Here is a 25,873-nt window from a genome sequence, read left to right on the forward strand (position 1 = left end):
ATTTAGCACACCTCCTAGTTTATAAATCTATTGTGGAGGATTATGGAAAGAAATAAACATATATTTCAAAATTTCAGGGCATATACACTTATTTCTTACCATAAACAATAACTTTCGATAATTCCCCTTATGTAAAGCTTTCTATAAGGGGAAAACGCATTTGGCCACTGGGCTCGGAATAGAAGCCATACAAAAAGGATATAAAGTCTCTTTTATTTCCATGGGGCAACTGATTCAAACATTAAAAACAGAAGAAGTTACTAGAAAATCACAAACGAGAATGAAACGAGTTCGTTCCTCTCATTTAGTGATTATTGATGATTTAATGTTTATGGCAATGGATACACGTGAAGCGAATTTATTTTTCCATCTTATTAACGACCTTTATGATAAGGCTTCAATTATATTAACTTCTAATAAAGGACCAAATGAATGGGGAGAATTACTAGGTGACCCAGGGATTACAACGGCCATCCTAGATAGAATCTTACATCGAGCTGAAGTTATTCATTTTCATGATGATGATAGTTATCGAATGAAACACCGTTCTTCCATTTTCATGGAAGAAAGTGTCCAAATTTAATTAGCAAAAAGTGTTCATTTCTACTTGACGCTCACAACTTATTANAATCAATTGTGCATTCATACTTTTCCTTTAAAAATTCTCTACCCAGTGCTTCAGAAAAATAGATTTCATCCTTTTCTTTTGCAAATGCAATAACCCTTTTGTAAAAAGCACGAAAACCACAAATAGTGTTATATGCATAATCTAATCTTTCTAATTCAGATAATACTTTATTAGCTAATGCTTCAATTGGTAATCGAGTTTCCATTTAGCACACCTCCTAGTTTATAAATCTATTGTGGAGGATTATGGAAAGAAATAAACATATATTTCAAAATTTCAGGGCATATACACTTATTTCTTACCATAAACAATAACTTTCGATAATTCCCCTTATGTAAAGCTTTCTATAAGGGGAAAACGCATTTGGCCACTGGGCTCGGAATAGAAGCCATACAAAAAGGATATAAAGTCTCTTTTATTTCCATGGGGCAACTGATTCAAACATTAAAAACAGAAGAAGTTACTAGAAAATCACAAACGAGAATGAAACGAGTTCGTTCCTCTCATTTAGTGATTATTGATGATTTAATGTTTATGGCAATGGATACACGTGAAGCGAATTTATTTTTCCATCTTATTAACGACCTTTATGATAAGGCTTCAATTATATTAACTTCTAATAAAGGACCAAATGAATGGGGAGAATTACTAGGTGACCCAGGGATTACAACGGCCATCCTAGATAGAATCTTACATCGAGCTGAAGTTATTCATTTTCATGATGATGATAGTTATCGAATGAAACACCGTTCTTCCATTTTCATGGAAGAAAGTGTCCAAATTTAATTAGCAAAAAGTGTTCATTTCTACTTGACGCTCACAACATATTTCTCATCTTTAATAACATTACATCATTTCAGTTATATACATTCTTTATGAAAGGGATATAATCAAACTTCAAATCAGGAATACATTTTCTGATTCCCTGTGTAGATACATAATCCGGCATCCGGAAAGTATTTTATATACGTTTTACGATGGGTATCCATTTGTTTCAGCGAACCTCGCTATTTCCCTTATAGATAAGCCTTCTTTCAAATACGCTGCGAGTTGTCCTCTTTCTATTTCGGTTAAATATGTAAATATGCGTGATTTCGTGCTAGAATGTACTTGAGTCATCACGAGTTGACTTCGTATTATTTTGCGTTTTTGTCAATTTTAACTATACGTAGACACGATGACTTTCTATGTCTTTAGCTGATGCATTTCATTTTACAATGAACCCATATTACAATCAATTAAGTTTATTTTTTTAGTTTAAAAGTTATAATTTATAAAAAAGTAAATACTTCATTACAAGAATTGCTATATTCACATATGATAAAATGTATTATTATAGTAGGTAAGTTAAATTTGTTGATAAATAGGAGGAAACATAGATGATTATAGGCTATATGCGTAATTTTAACAGACCTAACATTCTGGCTAAATTAACTTCATTAGTTGCTAAAGCCAAAGGGATGGAAATTTTGTATTTTCGAGCTGATGACGTAAATATGAATACAAAAACAATTAATGGTTTTATTTTTACAGGTAGTGAATGGCATAGAATGGAGACCAAAATTCCCAAACTTATTGACGTTAGTCAGTTTTGCTTAGTATATCCAAAAGTAGTTAGATTTCTGGAAAAGCATTCGTACCTAACAGTTAGTTTTAAAAATCGTATATCCAAGGAAGTGCTTCAATATAAACTATTGGAGGATGGAGACTTTAAAAGATATGTTATTCCATCTGCTTCTTGCTCTTCTTTTTTTAAAATGAAAGAATTTCTTTCTTTATATAAAGACGTTGTAATTAAACCAACTAGGAGTCAACGAGGAGTGGGAGTATATAGAGTTTCTATAAATGATAAAGGGTCAATTACAATTGGACATAATAAAACAGAGCAGGAAATATCTTTTGAGGAACTAGAAAATTTTTATAATAATAAATTAACTGAAAAAAAACATGTCATTCAAAAATACATAACTTCGAGAACGCCACAAGGGGACCCTTTTGATTGTAGAATACATATGGAAAAAAACGGTAAAGGTGAATGGGTAGTTGCTAAAAAATATATTCGAATCGGTATTGGTCAGCAAGTTATTTCTAATGTTAATCAAGGGGGGGGGGTTGCTGAAGCAAGAGTATTTTTAAAAGCTAACTATCCTGATTCTGCAAAAAAAATGCTTAAAGAATTAAATCAGCTGGGGTTAAAACTTGCAACTAAAATGGAGCAATTAAGAGAGGTAGAAATACCTACGGTTGGGTTTGATATAGGCATAGATAGAGATGGTAGTTTTTATGTGTTTGAAGCTAATGGAGCACCAGATACATCTAGGCTAAGAGGAGAGGTAGCTATGTATAGAACAGATTACTATAAGTATTTAATAAAAAATAAAATATAGTATATCAAATTTTATAATACCAAATAACATATCAGTATTTATTCTGTTAGTACATTACATTGAAATTCTTGCAATTGAGTTTTCAGTCTATTTAAAATGTATGCTTAAGCTAAAATGAATTTGAAAGGATCAATAAAAATAATACAACGGTAAGGGTAGCTTCTACTAGAAACGCTAGCGTGTTTTTTTAGCGAAATGCATTTCAGTACCTGTTATGCCAAAGGCATTACTGATGAATCTTAAATATATACTTCGCTCGTGGAAATTGTGTAGATTTGAAATCTTAAGGAACGAGGTGTGATGAGCCTAGTATTGTGTTAAGAATTATTGTTAGAATGAGTAATAACAATGCCAATTACGATCTTAAATGAATTGGTTTTGCTCATTAAACTTTTTGCATATGAAAATCAAAGTACAATTGAGTTCAGCAATAGCTAGTTTTAGATTATAAAATAAAATAATTTGTTAATGCAAGGAGAATAAGTATGAAATCTAAAGAAGTAGAGCTTCTTCCAGCACTAAGTAAAAAAGTTGTTGAAGGTATAACTGGTTTTCAATTATGTTCTTATTTAGTAGCTTTAGAAGGTTGGCGAAGAGGGTTGGAATTAAAATGGTATAGCGATGAATCAAGTCTTTGTAATTTGCATAGAATGAATAGCAGTACTCATGGGAAATTTTTCTCCTTAGATAATGGAGAAGAGGTGCATTATTTCTTTCGTTCAAGAGGAGATAAAGTAGCCAATAAAACGGTGCGGATTTGTCAAAACAAAGAAAAAACCAAATCATATATGCGAAAGCATGGTGTGCCAGTGCCGCTTGGCGTCGCTTTGGAAAGCGATGAAGAGATTATTAGCTATGCGAATGAGATTGGCTATCCTGTTATTATCAAGCCGTTAAGTGGAAGCATGGGAGTGGGCGTATATACAAATATCTCTGATGAACAGACATTGATAAATATTCTGAAGGAAGTAAGAAAAAAATACTCTTACCGCCAATATTTAGTGGAAAAACATTATGAGGGCAATGAATATCGTATTTATGTCGTGGGAGATAGAGTGGTTGGCGCCACGAATAGAATCCCAGCAAACGTCATAGGGAATGGGGTAGACACGATTGAAAAATTAATTGAAAATAAGAACGAGGAAAGAAAACAGAATCCGTATCTGGCGCCTAAGCCGATAAAGGTAGATTATGAAGTGACCTATATGCTTGAAAGAGTCGGCTATACCCTGACCAGTGTTCCAAAAGAAGGCGAGCAAGTATTTCTGAGAGAGAAAAGTAATCTCTCTTCTGGCGGCGATCCGATTGAAGCAACGGATGAGCTTTCGGATGAGATAAAACAAATTGCTGTCGACTCATTAAAAGCACTTCCTTCCATCCCTCATGCAGGAGTGGATATTATTGTAGAATCGAAGGACAATACAAAAGGGGTCGTATTAGAAGTGAATGCAACCGCTGAAATTGGCTTCCATCTATTTCCGTTGGTAGGAAAAGCAAAGGACATCCCTGGAGCACTCATGGATTACTATTTCCCAAAAACTGCAGGCGCTGAAAGAACACATTTTTATTTTGATTACCTGAGCATCTTAGAACCGATAAAAGCAGGGGCGATCGAGGAAATCAAGGTCGCTGAAACGCCATTAAATAAAAAGTTTGTAAAAAAATATACGGCAACTGGAAAATTAAACAGAGTTGGATATATGACAAAAATAAAAAGATTTGCCCTGGAAAGAAATTTATATGGCTATGCGAAGAAAATAGATGAAAACACCGTCGACATATTCCTTATAGGAGAATCAAAAGAAGAATTAGATGCATTTAAAGAATATGTGAAAAAAGGATCGAAAAAATCGGTCGTCAAAAATATTAGAGAAGAAGATCTTGAACTCTCTGGTAAACCAAGAAAAACTGGCTTTAAAATTATAACATCATCCTGATTTAACAGGGGAAGCATCCACGTGGTAACTGACTATCGTGATATTGTTGTAAAATGAACTATTTGGAGTATATCTATGCCGAATAGTTTTTGTAATTACAGGCAGAAGGAGTTTAAAAGAATCTTTTTTAAACCAATATTTTCCTTTTTATTGCATGTGGAGACTTCCTATCTAAATAAATAGTAAGCCAAAAGAACATCTAAACATCTAATCAAATTTTTGAAAAATACATAAAATCATGTCAAAAAGTGTCTTTTTTGGTACAGTATATTTACAAACAACAGTGTGGAAGCATCGTTTCATAGAAGGTTTAAATAACAGATGGCGGAGGTATAGTATGTCACAGATGAAATTAGTAGCAACAGGAGATGTTCTATTACATGACAGGGTATATGATAAATGTATAAAAAACGGAAAATATGACTTCCGGGATAAGATGGCTCCTGTAAAGGAATTATTACAAGCAGGAGATTTGTCGATTGTTAATTTAGAGTCAATCGTAGCTGGTGAAGAATTTGGACTTGCGACGTACCCAAGGTTTAATAATCCCATCGAGATTGCTGAAAACTTAAAGGAATTCGGCACAGATATTGTCACGAATGCTAATAATCACAGCTTTGATTTTGGAGAAGAAGGTGTGTTGAAATCGATTGAGAACCTTGAAAAAATAGGTTTGCCCTATGTAGGCTCTCATAAGTCAAAAGCAGATAAGGATACATTCCGGATATTTGAGAGAAATGGAATAAGAGTAGGTGTGCTGGCGTATTCGACCGTTTCCAATAATAAGGATTTCCCTAAAGGAAAAAGATACTTATTAAACAGAATTATCGGCGGATCAACCATCCCTGTCAGAAAAGTAATTGAGCGTTTAAAAGAAGAAGAAAAGGTAGATGTCGTAGTTGTAGCTGTGCATTTTGGACCAGAGTATGCATTAAATCCATCATCTTCTCAGATAAATCTTGCTACATCTCTATCAGATGCAGGCGCAGATATTATCCTTGGCCATCATCCGCATGTCTTGCAGCCGGCGCAGTGGATATTGAATTCCCGGGCAAACAAGTCTCTAGCAGTCTATTCTCTGGGAAATCTGTATACAGGCCAGTTCGGTGTCTACAGACAAATTGGCGGTGTACTTTCTCTGGATATAAGCAAAGACGAATCCGGAAAAGTAACGATCGGACAGCCTGAAATGGATTTAACTTTCGTCGATGATGAGAACAATACCAGTTTTCAAATGCATTTATTCCGGGATTATATCGAAGAACATCGTCATATCAAAACGGACTTTGGCGCATTCGACAGTTTAGAGATATACACCGAGCTAAAAAACAGGTTAACACAATGGGCTCCAGACTTTAAACTGAGATAAGTGAAGCATTATTTCTATGTAATAGTTCAGATTTTACTGTTTTAAATGGAAAAATATGTGTGAAATGAAAATCTATAATCATAAATACACTCGATTTTATTAATCAACAGGAAGAAGGATTGTAGATGATAATTGGCTATATGCGCAATTTAAAAAAACCGGATTCACTGGCAAGAACAACATCACTAATCGCCAAGTCCTATGGGCTAGAATTGCTCTATATGAACCCGAGAGATGTCGATGTGAAAAAGAAAAAGGTATACGGAAGAGTACTCGTCAACAATAAGTGGATGGACAAAGAGACGGATATTCCGCTTTTTATCGACGTCGTCCCGTATTGCTTTAAAAAAGAAACGAAAGAAGTCATGGATTTCTTAAGAGAAACAACGTTATTATCCGAGGATCGAAAAAATGTCATTACGAAAGAATATTTACAAGAGGTATTGAGTAAAGACGAGGCGTTTTCCCATTTAATGATACCTACCCATCCGATGGAGACGTTTGAAGATTTACATCATTACTTGAATCAATACCAAAAAGTTGTGCTGAAGCCAGAAAGCGGGCTGCGTGGTAAAAATATCTACTTTATCGAAATGATAGAAGCAGATGGATTCCAAATTGGATTTAATACAGAAAAATGGAAGGTTTCTTTAAATGAACTTGCATCATTTTTCGATGCTACGTTCAAAGGGAATCAGTATTTTCTTCAAAAATACGTTGTATCAAGAACGCCTCAGGGCGACCCATTTGACTGCCGGGTCCATGTAGAGAAAAATAGCAGAGGACGGTGGGCAATAGCTAAGATTTATGTGCGAATCGGTATCGGACAGTCTGTTATTTCTAACGTGAATCAAGGCGGAGGGGTTAGTGATACCAGAGAATTTTTAAAAGTAAATTACGGTGATAAATGGCAGAAAATCTATCAATATTTAAAAAAGCTTGGCAAAATAATTCCAGAGAAAATGGAGGAGCTTAGAGGGAAGGATATTATGACGTTAGGGCTGGATGTTGGAATCGATCAAAGCGGCGACCAATTTTATTTGTTTGAAGTGAATGACAGCCCCAGCTCCAAGGCGTTGAAATCTGATGTAGCCTATTTTAGAAGTAATTATTATTTGTATGTGTTAAAAGAAAAATTAAATATACACGTGAAAGATCCGATGAAGGAGATAGAGCTCCTTACAGACCAAATCTCTCAATTGGAAAAAATGGGAGGAGAAAAAGATAAGGTAATCGCCGGCATGAAGAAGCAAATGGTTCAAAAAGAGAAGGAAATCACAAGCAAAGAAAAACGGCTGAATGATATATTGAATAGCTCTTCTTGGAAACTAACAGGTATTTTGAGAAAAGCTAAAAAATATTTGTAAATAAGTAGCTATCTGTCTGTCATAATATAAAGAAAACTTAATAGAATTGAAATCATTTCATCCGGATGGTATGTCCCTAAAACTCAGACAAACGGCGTATCGTATTCTATTACATGTTTTTAGAATAAACAAATAAATACAATAAGGGGACTTTTTTATGCAAACACAACAAGTAGAACTTCTTCCATCATTAACAAAGGAAGCAGTAAATGATGTTACCGGCTATCAACTATGCGGTTATTTAATCGCTTTAGAAGGATGGAGAAGAGGATTAGAATTAAAATGGTACAGAGACGAATCGAGTCTTTGTAAGCTGCATCGAATGTTCAGCAGCACGCATGGGAAATTCTATTCTCTAAGCAACGGAGACACGCTGCATTACTTTTATCGTTCCAGAGGGGATAAAGTAGCGAATAAATCAGTCACGATATGTTTGGATAAAGAAAAAACGAAAGCTTTTCTTGAGCAGGGAAATGTACCTGTTCCTGCAGGAAAGACATTAGAAACAGATGAAGCGATCATAAATTATGCCAACGAGATTGGTTATCCGGTTATTATCAAACCATTAAAAGGCAGCATGGGAAAAGGCGTCTTTACCAATATTGATAATGAAGATGAGTTAACTGCTGTTTTAAAAGAATTAAGAAAAAGCTATTCCTACCGTCAATATATCGTAGAAAAACACTATCACGGTAAAGAATACCGAGTGTATGTTGTCGGGGATAAGGTTATTGGCGCAACGAACCGGATTCCTGCTAATGTCACAGGGAATGGTGCAGATTCCATTGAAACATTAATTGAACTAAAAAATAACGAGAGAAAAAAAAACCCGTATTTAGCAACCAAACCGATAGAAGTTGATCATGAAGTAAATACCATGCTGACAAGAATAGGCTACACATTAGACAGTATTCCGGAAAAAGACGAGCAGGTCTTCTTAAGGGAAAAAAGTAATTTGTCTACTGGTGGAGATCCGATCGAGGCAACGGATGAGCTGACAGACGAAGTGAAACAGATTGCCGTAGATGCATTAAAGGCTCTGCCATCTCTTCCACATGCCGGGTTAGACATTATTGTCAATCCAGAGGATAACCGCAAGGGAGTTGTACTGGAAATCAATGGAACAGCGGAAATTGGTTTTCACTTATTCCCATTAGTAGGGAAGGCTAGAGACGTTCCTGGCGCTATCATGGATTATTACTTCCCGGAAACAATCGGAAAAGCGAAATCTCACTTTTATTTTGACTATCTCTGCATGCTGGAACCATTAAAAAAATATGCCGTGGATGAAATGAAAGTTATCCGGACACCGGCAATTGAAATGCATGCAAAAAAATATACCGTAACCGGGAAAGTGAATCAAGTAGGATATCTTGGATTTATCAAGAGGCAAGCGCTGAAGAATGATCTCTTCGGCCATGTGAAAAAAATAAATAAAAGCACGGTGGAAGTATACCTTATCGGCGAAGAAAAAGAAGTGCTGGATACATTTAGAAAGACCGTAGAGAAAGGAAATAAAAAATCTTCTGTCGAGAGTGTAGAAGAACAGGACCTTGTCTATACGAATGAACCAAGAAAAACCGGGTTCCAGGTCATCACAAAGACAAAATGCCGTTGAAGCAGTCAGGAATATAGCTACGCAGATTCATAGATTGAAATAGCCTGCCAGAGAACGAGAAAAAAGTGTGTTATATCTTCATAAGAAGTAACTCCAATTCAACGGAGGATATTTCTGAAGCTATAACGTTTGAAATGAACTGGATAAACACATTTGCTTCCTTCTTTGGTAGATACATAAGGTGGGAGATTATGAGGGCAAAGGATTTAACAGGAAGAATACTAAACCGGTCGAATCGAATGATTGTCTTGGAAGCACATAAAAGAGGGGTCGAGATAACCCCATTACCGAATAAAAGATTTAAAATGGCGTACAATGGCAAGTCGTATCTCATTAGAAGAGGAATGATTGTAAACAGCTATAATACTTCTCTGGCCATTGAAGTGACGAACCGAAAAGAAATCACGAGCAGGATGCTGCGGGGGAAGGGCTTCCCAGCTCCTGAAAATATTGTATTTTCGAATACAGATGTCGAGCGGGCCTGGGCTTGGGCACAGCCAATTTTGCCAGTTGTGATAAAACCATATAATGATGCAAAAGGGACAGATGTATACGTTAAAATTACGGACTATGATGAATTTGTTCATTGCTTTCATAAAGTTGGCGAAAATCATAAAGAAGTACTCATCGAAGAATACATCAGCGGGAAAGAATATCGTTTTACGTATGTAAATAATGAAATAGTAGGGGTTGCGCATCGAATTCCTGCCAATGTGACAGGGGATGGAGTTTCGACGATTACGGAATTGGTAGAGAAGAAAAATAAAGAGCGGGAAAAAAGAAAAAATCCCATTCATATCAAAATAAAATTAGATGAGGAAATTGAACGGATACTATCAAAATCAAATTATACATTTGATACTATCCCGGCTGACGGTGAGATGGTATACTTAAGGTCGAACTCCAATGTGTCAACAGGCGGAGACGCCATTGATGTAACGGATGATATTCGTTTTGAAATCAAAGAAACCGTACGAAAAGCAGTTCGGGCTATCCCGGGTGCAAGAGTATGCGGCGTCGATGTGTTGATCGAAGGAGAGGATATTCATATTTTGGAAATGAATGTCGGTCCTCTGGGTCCGATGCTTACCATGCATCATTTTCCATGGGTTGGGAAAAAGAGGGATGTCATCGGAAAAGTAGTCGATGCCTTATTCCCGGAAACAGCTGCAGTAAAAGAAGAATAAAGAATAAGATAGCATACAGCATGTTAAAAGAATAAAAAGGTGGTAATATCCATGTATGAAGTAGGTATTATGACAAATTTTAAAAAACCTACAAAACTAGCAACAATGACGGCATTAGTAGCGAAATCATATGGAATTGAAATTATTTACATGTCACCAAAAGATGTCCATATTGAAGAAAAAAAGATATATGGGAAAGTAATGGTTAATAATAAATGGGTTAACAAAAAAACAGATATTCCACCTTTTATTGATGCAGCTATATATTGCTTTAAAAAAGATAACAAAGAAGTTATGGACTTTTTAAAAGAGACAAGTTTTCTCTCGGATACGAGAGAAAACTTGATAAATAAAGAGAAATTACAAGGAATATTAAAGGAAGACCCCAAGTTTGCTCATTTAATCATTCCTACTCATAAAGTAAAGACATTTGATGATGTCTATCCGAATCTAATGAAATATAATAAAGTCGTTATAAAGCCTGGAAATGGAATCAAAGGCAAGGATATCTATTCGATTGAAAAAATCGGAGAAGATAACTTTACGATAGGATATCAACGAAATGAATGGGATGTTCCACTAGAAGATTTGCGAGAATTCTTTGATGAGGTTTTGCAGCAAAGAAATTACATTCTTCAAAAATATGTTGCATCCAAAACACCACAGGGAGACCCTTTTGATATCCGTGTGCATGTTGAAAGAGACCGCTCTGGCAAATGGTCAATTGCAAAAATCTATGTACGGATTGGAATTGGGCAGTCTGTTGTTTCGAATGTGAGTCAAGGGGGCGGCGTCAGTGAGCCTGTTGCCTTTTTGAAAGCATTCTATAGTGATAAGTGGGAGACGATTTACAGTAATTTGGTGACGATTGGAAAGACGCTGCCAAAGAAAATGGAGACGTTAAGAAAAACACATATCATGTACTTAGGAATAGATATCGGGATAGAATCAAATGGTGATCTATATTTATTCGAGACAAATGACGGGCCTGGCACTAAAAACGTTATCTCCGAAGCGGCATTCCATCGGAGCAATTATTATGCGTATGTGTTAAAAGAAAAATTAAATTATCCAATCCAAGACCTGACAGACGTGATTGAAGATGATCAACATAAGATTGCTCAATTGGAAATTGCTAATTCCAAATTAGAAACAGCAGTAAGCAAAGAAACGAAGAAAACAGAGAAAAAAGAAAAACAGATTCAGGATATGATAAACAGCACTTCATGGAAGGTAACCGGATTTCTTCGAAAAGCGAAAAAGCTGGTGAAGAAAAGCTAATAGACTGCACACAAAAAAGGAACGATGCATGACACTGAGAAGTTATGCATCGTTCCTTTTGATTATTTATCTACCGCCTGCTGTTGAAGATAATGATAATAATCTGCCTTGAGGTTAATAATTTCTGCTTCACCGAACTCCACGCCGGGAGCAGCATTGACCTCAAATATATAGATTCTTCCATCGGTATTGATTCCTATATCAATCCCAAGAGAGGATGTTTGTTTTTGATAGAGTGTTTCTAATTTGGGAGGAAGGTATTCTGCAACATAATCAAACTCTGCTTTGATATGCTTCCAATCCTCTGGATAATGAAACTTAATAAAGGGAAGCAGCTTTTGTACGCCTCCGCCTTGGGAAACATTCGAAACTACTTTATTATTGGAGCCGATACGAATCAGATAAATCGCCACACCCCATTTCCCCTCTTCATTTTTTTCTAATCTTATCCGGCAGTCAAAAGGGCTGCCTTCCGTTGTAATGGATTGAATATACTGCTGTGCTAAATAAACTTTATCACTGATTAAATCTTCTATATAAGCTTTCAGTTCTTCAGCAGACAACGTTTTTTCTGAATTATTGACGAACAATTGGTAGGAATCAACATCAATCTTATTGATCAAATAGACCCCAATCCCTTTGTGGCCGACTCTTGGCTTGAGAATAGCCTGATGATGCTTTTGGATAAACTGTATCAAAGAATCGAAATCAGAAATTTGAATCGTATCCGGAATATATTTTGCGAACGTTCCATCTTCAATCAATGTATTGTAAAGCTTCAGTTTTGTACCAAATCCCTTTGTATTTAACAGCGTGCTTTTCTTTTTTAGGAAAGCAGCCACATTCTTGTATTTATAACAATAACTGTTCAAGTCGATATAGGCAGGAACAGGAATCTCTATCTCACGCCATTTGTTATGATGCAGCGTGTAGCCGTTAATGATTTCTTTCGTTATATCCACATTTTTAGGATGGCTATAGATTACTTCAATATTATAGTACTTCGCTGCTTTTGCTAATAATTTTACATACTCGGGTGGATTTTTAAAGTTCCTCATATAACATATATACATTTCGTGCCTCCTGTAATCTTGTTGTTAACTAGGACGTTTATAGCATTTCCTCCTCATGCTGCTTATTTAAGAAAATAGCATACGTGCAGAAAGAAGTAAAATTTAACTTCCAAATAATATTGTTAAAAATTTAATTTTCTATTACTCGAGTCTGTGATTTAGATTTTACATAAATTGGATAATTTTTGGATGAAAAACAGACAGGATATCATAGCAGTCTTAAATGAGGAATCATTTTTAAAACATACATATAAACAAAAAAAGGTATATATGCTTATGTTTAAGGTGGTAAAATCTGTTGGAAATTAGTCCTTTTGGCAGATATGATTTTATTTTTGTGTTTTTTCTACTAAATAATCTTTTGTTTCTACCGATAAAGATAAAGGAAGTAAAATAGGAGGTGTAGCAGTTTGAGGAACAAATGGATTCCACTTCTAGTTATTGCTTTGTTGATTATTTCACCATTTTCCACTGCAAGCGAAGTATACGCGATGAGTAATAATCAATCGAAGGAAAGTCAGCAGAGCGATGAGCATACAGAAGAGGATGACAACAACAGAATAGACACGGAACAGGAAGCTTCGACAAATGAAGCAGAGTCAGAAGAAGTAGTATTTCAGCTGGGCGATGAAGAGGAAGCAATTCAAGAACTGAAAGAAGATTTAACAGAACTTGGATTTGCTGCATTAGAGAATCCAACAGAATATTTCGGCTTACATACAGAAGAATCTGTAAAGGTATTTCAAGCTTTTCATTACATAGAAGAGACAGGAATTGCAGACGAAGAAACTCTGCAAATGATAGAAGACATGCTATTAGAAGATTCCTTTGATCGTGAAGCGCATCTGGAGTTCAGTAAGCCAGAAGAATTTGTGACAGACGAGAAAGAAGTTGAACAGGATTCTGAAGCAGAGATAGAGGAAAGCGCTGAGTCTGAGGAAGGGCAAAATTCTGAAGCGGAGGAAGATGTCGAATCGGAAGAAAGCCAAGAATCTGAGAAAGAAGAAGACATAGAATCCGAAGGAGAGCAAGAATCTGAAACAGAGGAAGGCACAGAATCCGAAAGAGAGCAAGAATCTGAAACAGAGGAAGACACAGAATCGGTGGAAGAGCAAGAATCTGAAACAGAGGAAGGCACAGAATCCGAAAGAGAGCAAGAATCTGAAACAGAGGAAGACACAGAATCGGTGGAAGAGCAAGAGTCTGAAACAGAAGAAATTCCAGAATCAGAGGAAGTTCAAGAATCTGAAACAGAGGAAAACCTAGAATCAGAAGAAGATCAAGAATCCGAAATAGAAGAACATACTGAAGAACAACAAGTTAAGAAACAAAGCCTGGCCAAAGTAGAAACCTTTGCTGCAAAGAGTACGTACCAGCAAGGGGACCGGCATGCAGATATTGTTAAATATAAGAAACAATTGAACACAGTCGGATTTGGCTACATCACGGAGACAAATCTTTTTGGAAGCTTCATGAAAACACAGATAAAGAGATTCCAAGAATACTATGGCCTCAATGTAACTGGCAAGATAGATGCAGCTACAAAGAATAAATTGAACAGCGTTTATAATAGCCCTTATCAAAAAGGAAAACGTCATAATGATATGAAAGAGATAAAAGAAAAGTTAAATAATCTCGGTTATGGCTATATAAGTATCACCACACTATATGGCAGCTTTATGGACAAGAAAGTCAGAGAATTTCAAAGAGATCACGGTCTGCGGGTGAATGGCATAGTTGATGAGGTAACCTTAGCAAAGCTGGATCAACTGGCGCCAAAGAATACGTATCAACAAGGGGACCGGCATGCAGATATTGTTAAATATAAGAAACAATTGAACACAGTCGGATTTGGCTACATCACGGAGACAAATCTTTTTGGAAGCTTCATGAAAACACAGATAAAGAGATTCCAAGAATACTATGGTCTCAATGTAACTGGCAAGATAGATGCAGCTACAAAGAATAAATTGAACAACGTTTATAATAGCCCTTATCAAAAAGGAAAACGTCATAATGATATGAAAGAGATAAAAGAAAAGTTAAATAATCTCGGCTATGGCTATATAAGTATCACTACACTATATGGCAGCTTTATGGACAAGAAAGTCAGAGAATTTCAAAGAGATCACGGCCTGCGGGTGAATGGCATAGTTGATGAGGTAACCTTAGCAAAGCTGGATCAACTGGCGCCAAAGAATACGTACCAGCAAGGGGACAGACATGCAGATATTGTTAAATATAAGAAACAATTGAACACAGTCGGATTTGGCTACATCACGGAGACAAATCTTTTTGGAAGCTTCATGAAAACACAGGTGAAGAGATTTCAAGAGTATTATGGTCTCAATGTAACTGGCAAGATAGATGCAGCTACAAAGAATAAATTGAACAGCGTTTATAACAGCCCGTATCAAAAAGGAAAACATCATAATCACACAGCAGAGATTAAGAAAAAGCTGAATAGTCTTGGTTATGGCTATATAAGTATCACAACTCTCTACGGGGACTTTATGGAAAGAAAGGTCAAGGAATTCCAAAGAGATCATGGCTTACGAGCCAATGGTATAATTGATGAAATAACATTAAGTCAGATTAATCAGGCTTTTAATCAACAATCTTCTGTGAAAATCTTTCTCGACCCAGGTCATGGCGGAAGTGATCCTGGTGGAACAGGTTACGGATTAAAAGAAAAAGATGTTGTTTTAGACATTGCATTGAAAACAGAGCAAGTACTTACTACCAAATATAAAGATGTAGAAGTAGAACTATCCAGAAGAAATGATACCTTTATAGAATTAACAGAACGGGCAAACCATGCAAATAGATGGGGCGCTGACTACTTTGTAAGTCTTCATAATAATGCCTTTAATGGTTCAACAAGAGGATTTGAATCATTTATTCATAATGGAAATGTTTCTCAAGAAATAAAAAATAGGCAGCAGGATATTCATTCGTATCTGTCTGGGCGATTAAATGTTCCTGACAGAGGGCAGAAGACTGCTAACTTTAGTGTACTTCGCAATACGAATATGCCGTCTATTCTAATTGAATATCTGTTTATTGATAATTTCACGGAAAATGCGTTATTAAAGAATGAAAATTATCGACAACAGCTAGCGCAATATACAGCTGATGCTATTGCACAATCTTATAATCTAAAAAGAAAGTAAAAAAGCTTATATTTTAGGAAATAAAAGAAAAGAGGATTTTCCCAAATAAAATAAATTGGGAAAATCCTCTTTTTAGCTTATTTTCTTAGGAATTGAAATCGAATAGATGGACTCAATCAACTGATTAAGCTTTCCTTCAACCCGGTGGAGCAAATAGAAGGTCACCGCTGCAGGAAATCCAATATCGGTTAAAAGAGAAATCCATGCTTCCATACAATTCACCACCTTTTATTTAATTGATTTTCAAGAGCAGGCAGATAGACGATGAAGGTTTTCTGTATTTCCTGGTAAAAGACAATGCCGTGAGGAGAGTTTCCTCACGGGACAAAGTCTTAACACTGGAAGGGATTATAATTCAATCTCTTCTACAGTACGTTCAACAATGCGGGCGCTGTGTATTTCAGTCAGATCTCCGCCTGTGGAGTAAAAAGCATTTTCACGAAGGATGGTATCCATTGCTTCTTGAATGGTTTCCGAATTAACCGGCTCTGTCGGATGATCTACTGAATAAGTTACAACCTTCCCCTCTGTATTTAAAAACTTCAATTCAAGTTTTCTCATGTGTTTTCACCTCCTTCCCTGGAATTTTAGAGCTTAGGCTTCATCCTCGTGAATCTCAGAAACATCACGGCGGCTTACGCCATAAAGCTCATGCTGCTGAACAGATACGAATGCGTTTGCTGTTTCGAAGAGCTGTTCAGCAGTGGCATCGGGTTTTACATTATTGAATCGTTTATGCTTCAGGATAAACTCACCAGAAATGGGATCGAAACCCTCATTCAGCGTAAGCTGCAAAACAGATTCAGTCAGTTGAGCAACTGCCATGTTTATCACCTCCTTTCATCCCTATAGTCGTTTCCCATTCAAAAAAAGGGGCATGTTTGTAAAAAGAATTTTATTTTTCTAAAAAACCACTACGAAAAATAAGGAGAAATGCCTGCAAAACGTTGATACCAGAGGATTCTAAATACAAAATAGATAAAAAAGTCGAAAATTGTCGATAAAAAAATTGCAAAATAGTCAAATTGGCGTTTTGAGACAAAAAACGTACAAAAAAGAGGTTTTTTAAGAGCAAAAATGCATTTTCCCCTGTGCAAAATGCCATTTTGTACGGGACAAACGTGCAAAAAGGGTAATGTGACAAAGTAGGTCGATCCTGCTAGATTAAAAATATCTTGAGAGAAGGAGGAATGAATAATGACAAAGAAAAGGTGGGAGCTGGAAGATTTTATTGAACAAAATCAGCGTAGAGTATACTATCAGATGGCAAGACTGCAAATTGGTGAAAGGGAGGGAGATTATTTTCAAGAAGGACTTGTAGCAATGTGGAGAGCTTATGAAAACTATAATCCCGATAAAGGACCGTTAGCTACATACATGAATTTTCAAATTCGTAACCGCTTAGTTGATGTACTCCGTCAATCAATTGTGGAAAGAAAATATTTTGAGCAGTTGAGTATTCAATATAAAGGTGAAACGTATTCTGGGAACTATATGGATGGGAATAAAATACCTTCTGAAAAGGAGGGTGGATTTAATCCAGAAGAAATTATAGCTCAGAAAAATGAAAACGATTTCTTTAAATTAACAGCTATACTGACTGAAAAACAAAAAATTTGGTTCAGCTATGCTATTATAGAAGGTCTATCCAATCAGGAAATTGCTGAGAAAGAGCAGGTGAGCATAGAAGCAGTGAAAAGCTGGGCGAAAAGTGCAAAGCGTAAACTTCGTAGTGTAGATTGGGGTAGAACATAAAAGAAATATCATATATTGAAGGGTGAGGCTATACTTATCATTTTGATAGCTATAGTCTTTTCTTAGTTAAAAAGAATATTTAATAGACCCATAGATATTATTCTTATAAGTTTTTATATTTTGCTTATGTACTCATAAGTTTAGTTAGGTTTGTTCGATGCAAATAATTAAAAAATATGTGTATTTTCAGTAGTTTATATATAGGTCTAGTGTAATTTGTTTTATAAATGTTGTATTTAAAAAAGCTTAAGAAATGAGTAACTATTGTCGATAAATATATTGTAGGATACAATTATATATAGGAGGTGGAAAAGATTTGAAAAGAAAGTGGTTTCCTCTCTTTTTAATCATTTTATTGGTGGCTTCACCATTTGCTTCAGTAAGTGAAGCATTTGCAATGACAAATCAATCAAAAGAAAGTCAGCAAAATGATGATCAAGAAGACGGGAATAAAGAATCAGTTATTGAACGGGATTCTTCCACGAATGAAGCAGTGTCTGAAGAAATAAAACTTGAATTAGGTGATGATGATAAAAAAATCCAGGAGCTAAAAGAAGATTTAACAGAGCTAGGATTTGCGGCGTTGGAAAAACCAACAACGTATTATGGTCTACATACTGAAGAAGCTGTAAAAGCATTTCAAAAGTTTTATGACATAGAAGACACTGGAGTTGCAGATGAAGACACACTACTAAAAATAGAAGACATTTTATCATACGATTCATTCAACCGTGAAGAACACCTGGAGTTCAGTAACCCAGAGGAATTTGTGACGGAAGAGGAAGAAGTCAAGGAAGGATCTGAAGCAGAAGCAGAGGAAGGATCTGAAGCAGAAGCAGAGGAAGGATCTGAAGCAGAAGCGGAGGAAGAATCTGAAGTAGAAGCGGAGGAAGAATCTGAAGTAGAAGCGGAGGAAGAATCTGAAGTAGAAGCGGAGGAAGAATCTGAAGTAGAAGCGGAGGAAGAATCTGAAGTAGAAGCGGAGGAAGAATCTGAAGCAAATGTTGAAAAAGATACAGAAGTGAGAGACCAAATAGGTGAACAAAGCTTAGCTAGAGCAGAAACTTTTGCTGCAAAAAGTGTATATCAACGTGGGGATAGGCATGCAGATATTGTTCGGTTTAAGAAACAATTAAACGCAATCGGCTTTGGTTATATCTCAGAGACAAACCTGTATGGAAGCTTTATGGAAAAGCAAGTAAAGAGATTCCAAGAATACTATGGTTTAAAAGTAACAGGAACGATTAATACAGCCACGAAGAACAAATTGAACAGTGTCTATAATAGCCCATACCAAAAAGGCAAACGTCATAATAATATCAAAGAGATGAAGAGAAAATTAAATAGTCTCGGCTATGGCTATATAAGCATCACAACACTTTTTGGAGATTTTATGGAAAGCCAAGTGAAAAAATTCCAAAGAAATCATGGCTTACGGGTGAATGGTATAATGGATGAGGTAACCTTAGCAAAATTAAATGAACTGGCTCCTAAGGATACATATCAACAAGGAGACAGACATGCAGATATTGTTCAATATAAAAAACAATTAAATGCAATCGGCTTTGGTTATATCTCAGAGACAAACCTGTATGGAAGCTTTATGGAAACGCAAGTAAAGAGATTCCAAGAATACTATGGACTAACTGTTAATGGCAAGCTGAATAAAGCAACAAAGGATAAGTTGAACAGTGTCTATAACAATCCATACCAAAAAGGGAAACGTCATAATAATATCAAAGAGATGAAGAGAAAATTAAATAGTCTCGGCTATGGCTATATAAGCATCACAACACTTTTTGGAGATTTTATGGAAAGCCAAGTGAAAAAATTCCAAAGAAATCATGGCTTACGGGTGAATGGTATAATGGATGAGGTAACCTTAGCAAAATTAAATGAACTGGCTCCTAAGGATACATATCAACAAGGAGACAGACATGCAGATATTGTTCAATATAAAAAACAATTAAATGCAATCGGCTTTGGTTATATCTCAGAGACAAACCTGTATGGAAGCTTTATGGAAACGCAAGTAAAGAGATTCCAAGAATACTATGGACTAACTGTTAATGGCAAGCTGAATAAAGCAACAAAGGATAAGTTGAACAGTGTCTATAACAATCCATACCAAAAAGGGAAACGTCATAATAATATCAAAGAGATGAAGAGAAAATTAAATAGTCTCGGCTATGGCTATATAAGCATCACAACACTTTTTGGAGATTTTATGGAAAGCCAAGTGAAAAAATTCCAAAGAAATCATGGCTTACGGGTGAATGGTATAATGGATGAGGTAACCTTAGCAAAATTAAATGAACTGGCTCCTAAGGATACATATCAACAAGGAGACAGACATGCAGATATTGTTCAATATAAAAAACAATTAAATGCAATCGGCTTTGGTTATATCTCAGAGACAAACCTGTATGGAAGCTTTATGGAAACGCAAGTAAAGAGATTCCAAGAATACTATGGACTAACTGTTAATGGCAAGCTGAATAAAGCAACAAAGGATAAGTTGAACAGTGTCTATAACAATCCATACCAAAAAGGGAAACGTCATAATAATATCAAAGAGATGAAGAGAAAATTAAATAGTCTCGGCTATGGCTATATAAGCATCACAACACTTTTTGGAGATTTTATGGAAAGCCAAGTGAAAAAATTCCAAAGAAATCATGGCTTACGGGTGAATGGTATAATGGATGAGGTAACCTTAGCAAAATTAAATGAACTGGCTCCTAAGGATACATATCAACAAGGAGACAGACATGCAGATATTGTTCAATATAAAAAACAATTAAATGCAATCGGCTTTGGTTATATCTCAGAGACAAACCTGTATGGAAGCTTTATGGAAACGCAAGTAAAGAGATTCCAAGAATACTATGGACTAACTGTTAATGGCAAGCTGAATAAAGCAACAAAGGATAAGTTGAACAGTGTCTATAACAATCCATACCAAAAAGGGAAACGTCATAATAATATCAAAGAGATGAAGAGAAAATTAAATAGTCTCGGCTATGGCTATATAAGCATCACAACGCTTTTTGGAGATTTCATGGAAAGCCAAGTGAAAAAATTCCAAAGAAATCATGGCTTACGGGTGAATGGTATAATGGATGAGGTAACCTTAGCAAAATTAAATGAACTGGCTCCTAAGGACACATATCAACAAGGAGATAGACATGCAGATATTGTTCAATATAAAAAACAATTAAATGCAATCGGCTTTGGTTATATCTCAGAGACAAACCTATATGGAAGCTTTATGGAAACGCAAGTAAAGAGATTCCAAGAATACTATGGACTAACTGTTAATGGCAAACTGAATAAAGCAACAAAGGATAAGTTGAACAGTATCTATAATCATCCGTATCAAAAGGGAAAGCGTCATGAAGAGATAAAGTTTATTAAACAGCAATTAAATACGCTTGGTTACGGCTATATATCGGTAACAACGCTTTTTGGAAGCTTTATGGAAAGTCAGGTTAAGCAATTCCAAAGGGATAATAATTTACGAGTAAATGGCATAGCGGATGAAAGAACTTTAAAAGCTCTTGAGGAAGCAATCAATAACCGCTGGGTTATCAACCATGAATCTCATAACGTAACTTTAAATCAAGCATTAAACACACAAATGAACCAATTACAGCAGACGGATAAGTATCGTAACAATGATGCTTTTGTTCATAAGAACTATATAAATACTTCAAGCGGTTCTGCAACAATTGTGGGCAGTGGTGTAAGATTACGATCTTCAGCTGATCTTAGTAACAATATTAAATATACAGTTGCCAACGGTACAAAAGTTACCGTTCAGGGTGAAGTGACAGGAGCCGCACATCAAGGAAGTACGAAATGGTATCGTATAACTTATAGTGGTGAAACGTTATATGTCCACAGTTCACTTATTAACACTAATACTTCTATTGGAACAACAACTGCAACCGTAAATGTACGTTCATCTGCAAGTAATTCGGGCCACATTTATGGACAGATAGAGAAAGGCAAACAGGTTACTATTGTTGGTTCTACAGGCAACTGGTATAAAATTAGCTATAATACATGGAGGAATCCGACAAGTAATGACGTAAAAGCCTATCTAGATCCAGATCAGAATGATATATTCCAGCATTTAGACCTATCCAGTAGTGTAGGAGTAATAGCATCTTCATTAAATAGTAGTATTTTAAGTGGTAAAGGAATTCTTTCTGGAAAAGGACAATCCTTTATAACAGCTAGTAGCCAGCATTCTGTAAACGAAATCTATCTGATTTCTCATGCGCTATTGGAAACTGGTAATGGTAATTCAGATTTAGCAAGAGGTATTGAAGTAGGATTAAACAGCAGCAAAAATCCTGTTGTAGTAACCGCCTCTAATCGAAGCAGTCTTACAAACATAAAAACAGCTTATAATATGTATGGTATTGGAGCAGTAGATGGCAACGCCCGTACTGCGGGAGCTATCAGAGCTTATAATGAAGGCTGGTTTACACCAGAACAAGCTATCATTGGCGGTGCGAGATTTATCGGAGAAAGCTATATTCATAATCAATATAGCCAAAATACGTTATATAAAATGCGCTGGAATCCTGCAAATCCTGGATACCCGCAATATGCAACAGATATTGCCTGGGCAGTGAAACAAGTTCCAAGCATTAAGAAATTATATGACATGCTGGATAACCCGATATATAAATTTAACATTGCTCAATACCGCTAAAGAAAACAACCGAGTTGCTTCTCAAAGGAAGAGGTTCGGTTGTTTTTTTCGGAGTTTTATATAACAGTTATAGTCGAATTATGGTAAAATTAATGCAAGAAAGGGTAATAAAATATAAAAGGTATCAGTTTACTAGAATAAAACAAGTAGGTGAAAAACTATGTGGAGTGTTACTGAATTGCTGATAGCATTTTTCATCGCGCTTTTGACAGCAATTATCACGACACCAATTATTATAAGCATTTCGAAAAGATTAAATCTAGTAGATCAACCTGATAATAGAAAGCAGCATCAAAAGGCTGTACCAAGTATTGGAGGGCTAGCTATTTTCTTTGGCATTGCCGCAGGCTTCCTTTATTTACAGCCGGAGCATCCGCAGATGACGGCAATTATTATTGGTGCAATTATTATACTGTTAACAGGCTTTCTGGATGATATTTTTGATATTCGTCCTGGTACAAAGCTGTTGGGACAAATATTAGCTGCTTCTGTTGTAGCATATTCAGGGTTAGTAATTGAAAAACTGACATTACCTTTTATGGGGACAGTGTTTTTAGGCGAATATGTTGGGATAGCTCTTACTATTTTCTGGATTGTTGCTGCTGCCAACGCAATTAATCTGATTGATGGTTTAGACGGTCTAGCTGGAGGTGTATCAACAATTGCTTTCATTAGCATTTTGATTATGGCCGTTATGGACTATCGTATGATTGTTATTGGATTATGCGTATTGCTAATTGGTTCAACAGTTGGATTCTTAGTATTTAATTTTCACCCGGCTAAAATATTCATGGGAGATACTGGAGCGTTATTCCTGGGGTATTCGATTGCTATTATATCAATGCTTGGCTTATTCAAAAATGTAGCCTTCTTCAGCTTTGTAATCCCGATTATTGTAATTGCACTACCAGTTTTTGATACATTGCTTGCTATTATCCGGAGAGTCCAAAATAAACAAGGTATTTCAGTTGCAGATCGAAATCATATTCATTATCGATTGTTAAAAAACGGTTATTCGCATAGAGAATCTGTGCTGATTATCTATGCATTCAGTATGTTCTTTGGTGCTATGGCTATTGTCGTTAATAATGCACAGCTGATGACTTCTTTAGCCGTATTCTGCTTTATTATCTTAGGGATTCATTTATTCTCTATCGTATGCGGAATAGCATCTACTGAAAGATTTGCCTTATTTATAAATAAAAAAAGTGGGTTAAATAAGAGAAAGTTAAAATAAGCTTAAAAAGTTAAAATATGATCTGAGAACCTCTCTAATTATTGTTGTTTTTAGCAATATCTAGAGAGGCTTTTTTGTTTAAAGAAAACCGTCTTTTGCCTGTATACTGTATCTGCTTGCATACTGATTCTCAGACAATCAAAAAACTCCCTCCCAATCAAGCCTGGGAAAGAGTTTTTCGATTAATAAGGATTTCCTTCTGCATCATATTCTACTGTTTCTTCTTCTTCCTGATAGGGGTCCTCTTGATAAGAACCTTCTTCTTGATAAGCCTCACCTTGTTCTTCGTATGAGCCTTCTTCCTGATAAGTTCCATCTTCGGTATTTGTTTTTCCGTTAGGATCTTGATAAACCTCGCCCTCTTCTTGGGAAGGTTCATCTTGTTGGGCATCAGCTTCATTAGTTGTGCCATTCTCTTCCTCAGCAAGGGAATTAGAGATTTCTAAGTGATCTTGAAGCATAGCTCTTGTTTCTTCTAGTGCCATTTCATCAAGCAGCCAATAATAAGTCGAGCTAGGCTGATAATCACTGCCTTCTAAGGTAAAGTTTTCGATATCAAGGCCGCCTGTACCGAACGTAGCTAAGGTCATCATCTGTTTAAACGTCATATTCGTATTCATGTTGCTTCCAACTGCTGCAATCAGATCGTCGAATTTTAAAACAGATCCGATAGATGTTGCTTTATCCGCTACAGCATTGACGACTTCCATCTGTCGTTTCCCGCGTTCAATATCATTATCTAATTTACGGGTCCTTGCAAATGCTAAAGCTTCTTCACCATCAAGTACTTGTTCTCCAGGGTAAAGATGGATAGCATCCCGTTTATCCATGGAATCAGACTCTTGAAATTCGTATGGTACATCAACGTCAATACCGCCAATTGCATCTACCACATCTACAAATGCGTGGAAATTAACACGTACATAGTAATCAACTGGAATATTCATTAAATTTTCAACAGTTTCAATCGTTGCTTTTGGTCCGCCGTAGGCATGGGCATGCGTGATTTTATCCTCACGACCTACTTCAGGTATATATACATATGAATCACGGGGAATACTAACTAATTTAACACTCTTTTCATCCTTATTAAAGGTTGCTAACATAAGTGTATCTGAGCGTGAATTTCCTGCGTTTCCCCGATGTTCATTTTCATCAACACCAATAATAAGAATAGAAACATTATCAATATTAGGGTCAACTTCAAATTCCCTTAAATCCGATTTATCGCGACCGTCATCTTCAAAAGAATCATTGACAGCATTATTTGCTTTAACATATAAATAACTTCCATATCCAATAACTACAAGCAAAGCTAAGGCGATGACAACTAAAGGAATTAAAATCCCTTTTCTAAGTTTGCGCTTTTTTCGCGTAACTCTGCGACTCTGCACCTTTTTATGTTTTGACATTACAAATCTCCTTTTTTACAAGAAATATGGACTCATTTCTTGATAAACCACTCTTAATTTTACTATGAAATAATTGATTAGTAAATTTACAATTACATTACATGTTCTTTTTTGTCGATATATCCAAATACCTAGCTGTCATCTCTTAAATTTTCTTTGATAATTGTGGAGGAGATACCATCTGTACGGGGCAAGTAGATGACTTCACAAAAAGAACACAGCTCATCAAATTTTCCTTTCCAATCATCTCCAATAACAAATGTATCGACTTGATATTGCAAAATATCCTCTTTTTTTTGCTTCCATGTTTTCTCTGGGATGACTTTATCTACATAACGGATTGATTCAAGGATAATTTTTCGATCAGAATAGGAAAAAAAAGACTGTTTATGTTTGAGTGTATTAAAATAATCGGTGGATAATCCTACTATAAGATAATCACCCATTGTTTTTGCACGTTTTAGTAAATTAACATGACCTACATGTAATAAATCAAAAGTTCCATAAGTGATAATAGTACGTATCATTTCCACCCCCTAAAAGCCTATTAAAATAATAGTAACATAAGAAAAGATAAAGGAATAAATAAGAGCAACAACAAATCTGTTATTTCTCATCTAAAGCTGAGTAAACTGTGTAGTTATAGATGTAGGGTAAGTTAATAAATGAGGGGTTATGTAAAAATTTTTTATATACAAAAGTTAATTGGCGGGGACCCAGTAT

Annotated in this window: 17 protein-coding genes and 2 pseudogenes; 13 read left to right on the forward strand and 6 right to left on the reverse strand. The window is 35.8% G+C overall.

Annotated features, from left to right (window positions below; genetic code table 11):
• Positions 1 to 148: 148 nt before the first annotated feature.
• The 9 genes and pseudogenes from BN1068_RS03850 to BN1068_RS03895 all read left to right on the forward strand — a co-directional run.
• Positions 149 to 583, forward strand: a pseudogene (locus tag BN1068_RS03850) (ATP-binding protein); the annotation flags it as partial.
• A gap of 396 nt (positions 584 to 979) precedes the next feature.
• Positions 980 to 1,414 (forward strand): annotated as a pseudogene (locus BN1068_RS03860) (ATP-binding protein); the annotation flags it as partial.
• A gap of 593 nt (positions 1,415 to 2,007) precedes the next feature.
• Entirely contained in the window at positions 2,008 to 3,015 is a 1,008-nt protein-coding gene (locus tag BN1068_RS03865; RefSeq protein WP_077601528.1) for a YheC/YheD family protein, read from the forward strand.
• 485 nt (positions 3,016 to 3,500) lie between these two features.
• Complete coding sequence (locus BN1068_RS03870; protein WP_077601529.1) at positions 3,501 to 4,952, forward strand: acylphosphatase; 1,452 nt, start codon at positions 3,501 to 3,503, stop codon at positions 4,950 to 4,952.
• A 337-nt stretch (positions 4,953 to 5,289) separates the two neighbouring features.
• Entirely contained in the window at positions 5,290 to 6,321 is a 1,032-nt protein-coding gene (locus BN1068_RS03875) for a CapA family protein (protein ID WP_077601530.1), read from the forward strand.
• 125 nt (positions 6,322 to 6,446) lie between these two features.
• The gene (locus BN1068_RS03880; RefSeq protein WP_077601531.1) at positions 6,447 to 7,688 is read left to right on the forward strand and encodes a YheC/YheD family protein; all 1,242 of its coding nucleotides are present in this window, start codon (positions 6,447 to 6,449) and stop codon (positions 7,686 to 7,688) included.
• Between the two features lie 157 nt (positions 7,689 to 7,845).
• Complete coding sequence (locus BN1068_RS03885) at positions 7,846 to 9,306, forward strand: acylphosphatase (protein ID WP_077601532.1); 1,461 nt, start codon at positions 7,846 to 7,848, stop codon at positions 9,304 to 9,306.
• A 191-nt stretch (positions 9,307 to 9,497) separates the two neighbouring features.
• The gene (locus BN1068_RS03890) at positions 9,498 to 10,493 is read left to right on the forward strand and encodes an ATP-grasp domain-containing protein (protein WP_084788513.1); all 996 of its coding nucleotides are present in this window, start codon (positions 9,498 to 9,500) and stop codon (positions 10,491 to 10,493) included.
• Between the two features lie 51 nt (positions 10,494 to 10,544).
• Entirely contained in the window at positions 10,545 to 11,774 is a 1,230-nt protein-coding gene (locus BN1068_RS03895) for a YheC/YheD family protein (protein ID WP_077601534.1), read from the forward strand.
• A 62-nt stretch (positions 11,775 to 11,836) separates the two neighbouring features.
• Here the strand turns inward: BN1068_RS03895 and BN1068_RS03900 are convergent, their stop codons facing one another.
• Entirely contained in the window at positions 11,837 to 12,847 is a 1,011-nt protein-coding gene (locus BN1068_RS03900) for a YheC/YheD family protein (protein ID WP_077601535.1), read from the reverse strand.
• Positions 12,848 to 13,257: 410 nt separating this feature from the next.
• Here BN1068_RS03900 and BN1068_RS03905 point away from each other — a divergent pair, with 410 nt between their 5' ends.
• A complete protein-coding gene (locus BN1068_RS03905) occupies positions 13,258 to 16,020 on the forward strand; it encodes a peptidoglycan-binding protein (protein ID WP_077601536.1) in 2,763 nt (920 codons plus the stop codon).
• A gap of 72 nt (positions 16,021 to 16,092) precedes the next feature.
• Here the strand turns inward: BN1068_RS03905 and BN1068_RS03910 are convergent, their stop codons facing one another.
• The 3 genes from BN1068_RS03910 to BN1068_RS03920 all read right to left on the reverse strand — a co-directional run bounded on the left by BN1068_RS03910 (position 16,093) and on the right by BN1068_RS03920 (position 16,845).
• Complete coding sequence (locus BN1068_RS03910) at positions 16,093 to 16,233, reverse strand: YvrJ family protein (protein WP_077601537.1); 141 nt, start codon at positions 16,231 to 16,233, stop codon at positions 16,093 to 16,095.
• Positions 16,234 to 16,368: 135 nt separating this feature from the next.
• A complete protein-coding gene (locus BN1068_RS03915; RefSeq protein ID WP_077601538.1) occupies positions 16,369 to 16,581 on the reverse strand; it encodes a DUF2922 domain-containing protein in 213 nt (70 codons plus the stop codon).
• Positions 16,582 to 16,614: 33 nt separating this feature from the next.
• The gene (locus BN1068_RS03920) at positions 16,615 to 16,845 is read right to left on the reverse strand and encodes a DUF1659 domain-containing protein (protein ID WP_077601539.1); all 231 of its coding nucleotides are present in this window, start codon (positions 16,843 to 16,845) and stop codon (positions 16,615 to 16,617) included.
• A gap of 372 nt (positions 16,846 to 17,217) precedes the next feature.
• Here BN1068_RS03920 and BN1068_RS03925 point away from each other — a divergent pair, with 372 nt between their 5' ends.
• From BN1068_RS03925 to BN1068_RS03935, 3 genes are all read left to right on the forward strand, one after another.
• Positions 17,218 to 17,775 carry an RNA polymerase sigma factor gene (locus BN1068_RS03925; protein WP_077601540.1) on the forward strand — a complete coding sequence of 186 codons (558 nt, stop codon included), beginning with the start codon at positions 17,218 to 17,220 and terminating at the stop codon, positions 17,773 to 17,775.
• 316 nt (positions 17,776 to 18,091) lie between these two features.
• A complete protein-coding gene (locus BN1068_RS03930) occupies positions 18,092 to 22,501 on the forward strand; it encodes a peptidoglycan-binding protein (RefSeq protein WP_077601541.1) in 4,410 nt (1,469 codons plus the stop codon).
• Positions 22,502 to 22,661: 160 nt separating this feature from the next.
• The gene (locus BN1068_RS03935) at positions 22,662 to 23,738 is read left to right on the forward strand and encodes an MraY family glycosyltransferase (RefSeq protein WP_077601542.1); all 1,077 of its coding nucleotides are present in this window, start codon (positions 22,662 to 22,664) and stop codon (positions 23,736 to 23,738) included.
• A 182-nt stretch (positions 23,739 to 23,920) separates the two neighbouring features.
• Here the strand turns inward: BN1068_RS03935 and BN1068_RS03940 are convergent, their stop codons facing one another.
• Both BN1068_RS03940 and tagD read right to left on the reverse strand, forming a co-directional pair.
• On the reverse strand, positions 23,921 to 25,150 hold the full coding sequence (locus BN1068_RS03940) for an LCP family protein (RefSeq protein ID WP_077601543.1): 1,230 nt from the start codon (positions 25,148 to 25,150) through the stop codon (positions 23,921 to 23,923).
• 131 nt (positions 25,151 to 25,281) lie between these two features.
• Positions 25,282 to 25,674, reverse strand: a complete 393-nt coding sequence (gene tagD, locus BN1068_RS03945) for a glycerol-3-phosphate cytidylyltransferase (RefSeq protein WP_077602177.1) — start codon at positions 25,672 to 25,674, stop codon at positions 25,282 to 25,284.
• Positions 25,675 to 25,873: the final 199 nt, after the last annotated feature.

This window comes from Oceanobacillus sojae (assembly GCF_900162665.1).
GTDB lineage: Bacteria > Bacillota > Bacilli > Bacillales > Amphibacillaceae > Oceanobacillus > Oceanobacillus sojae_A.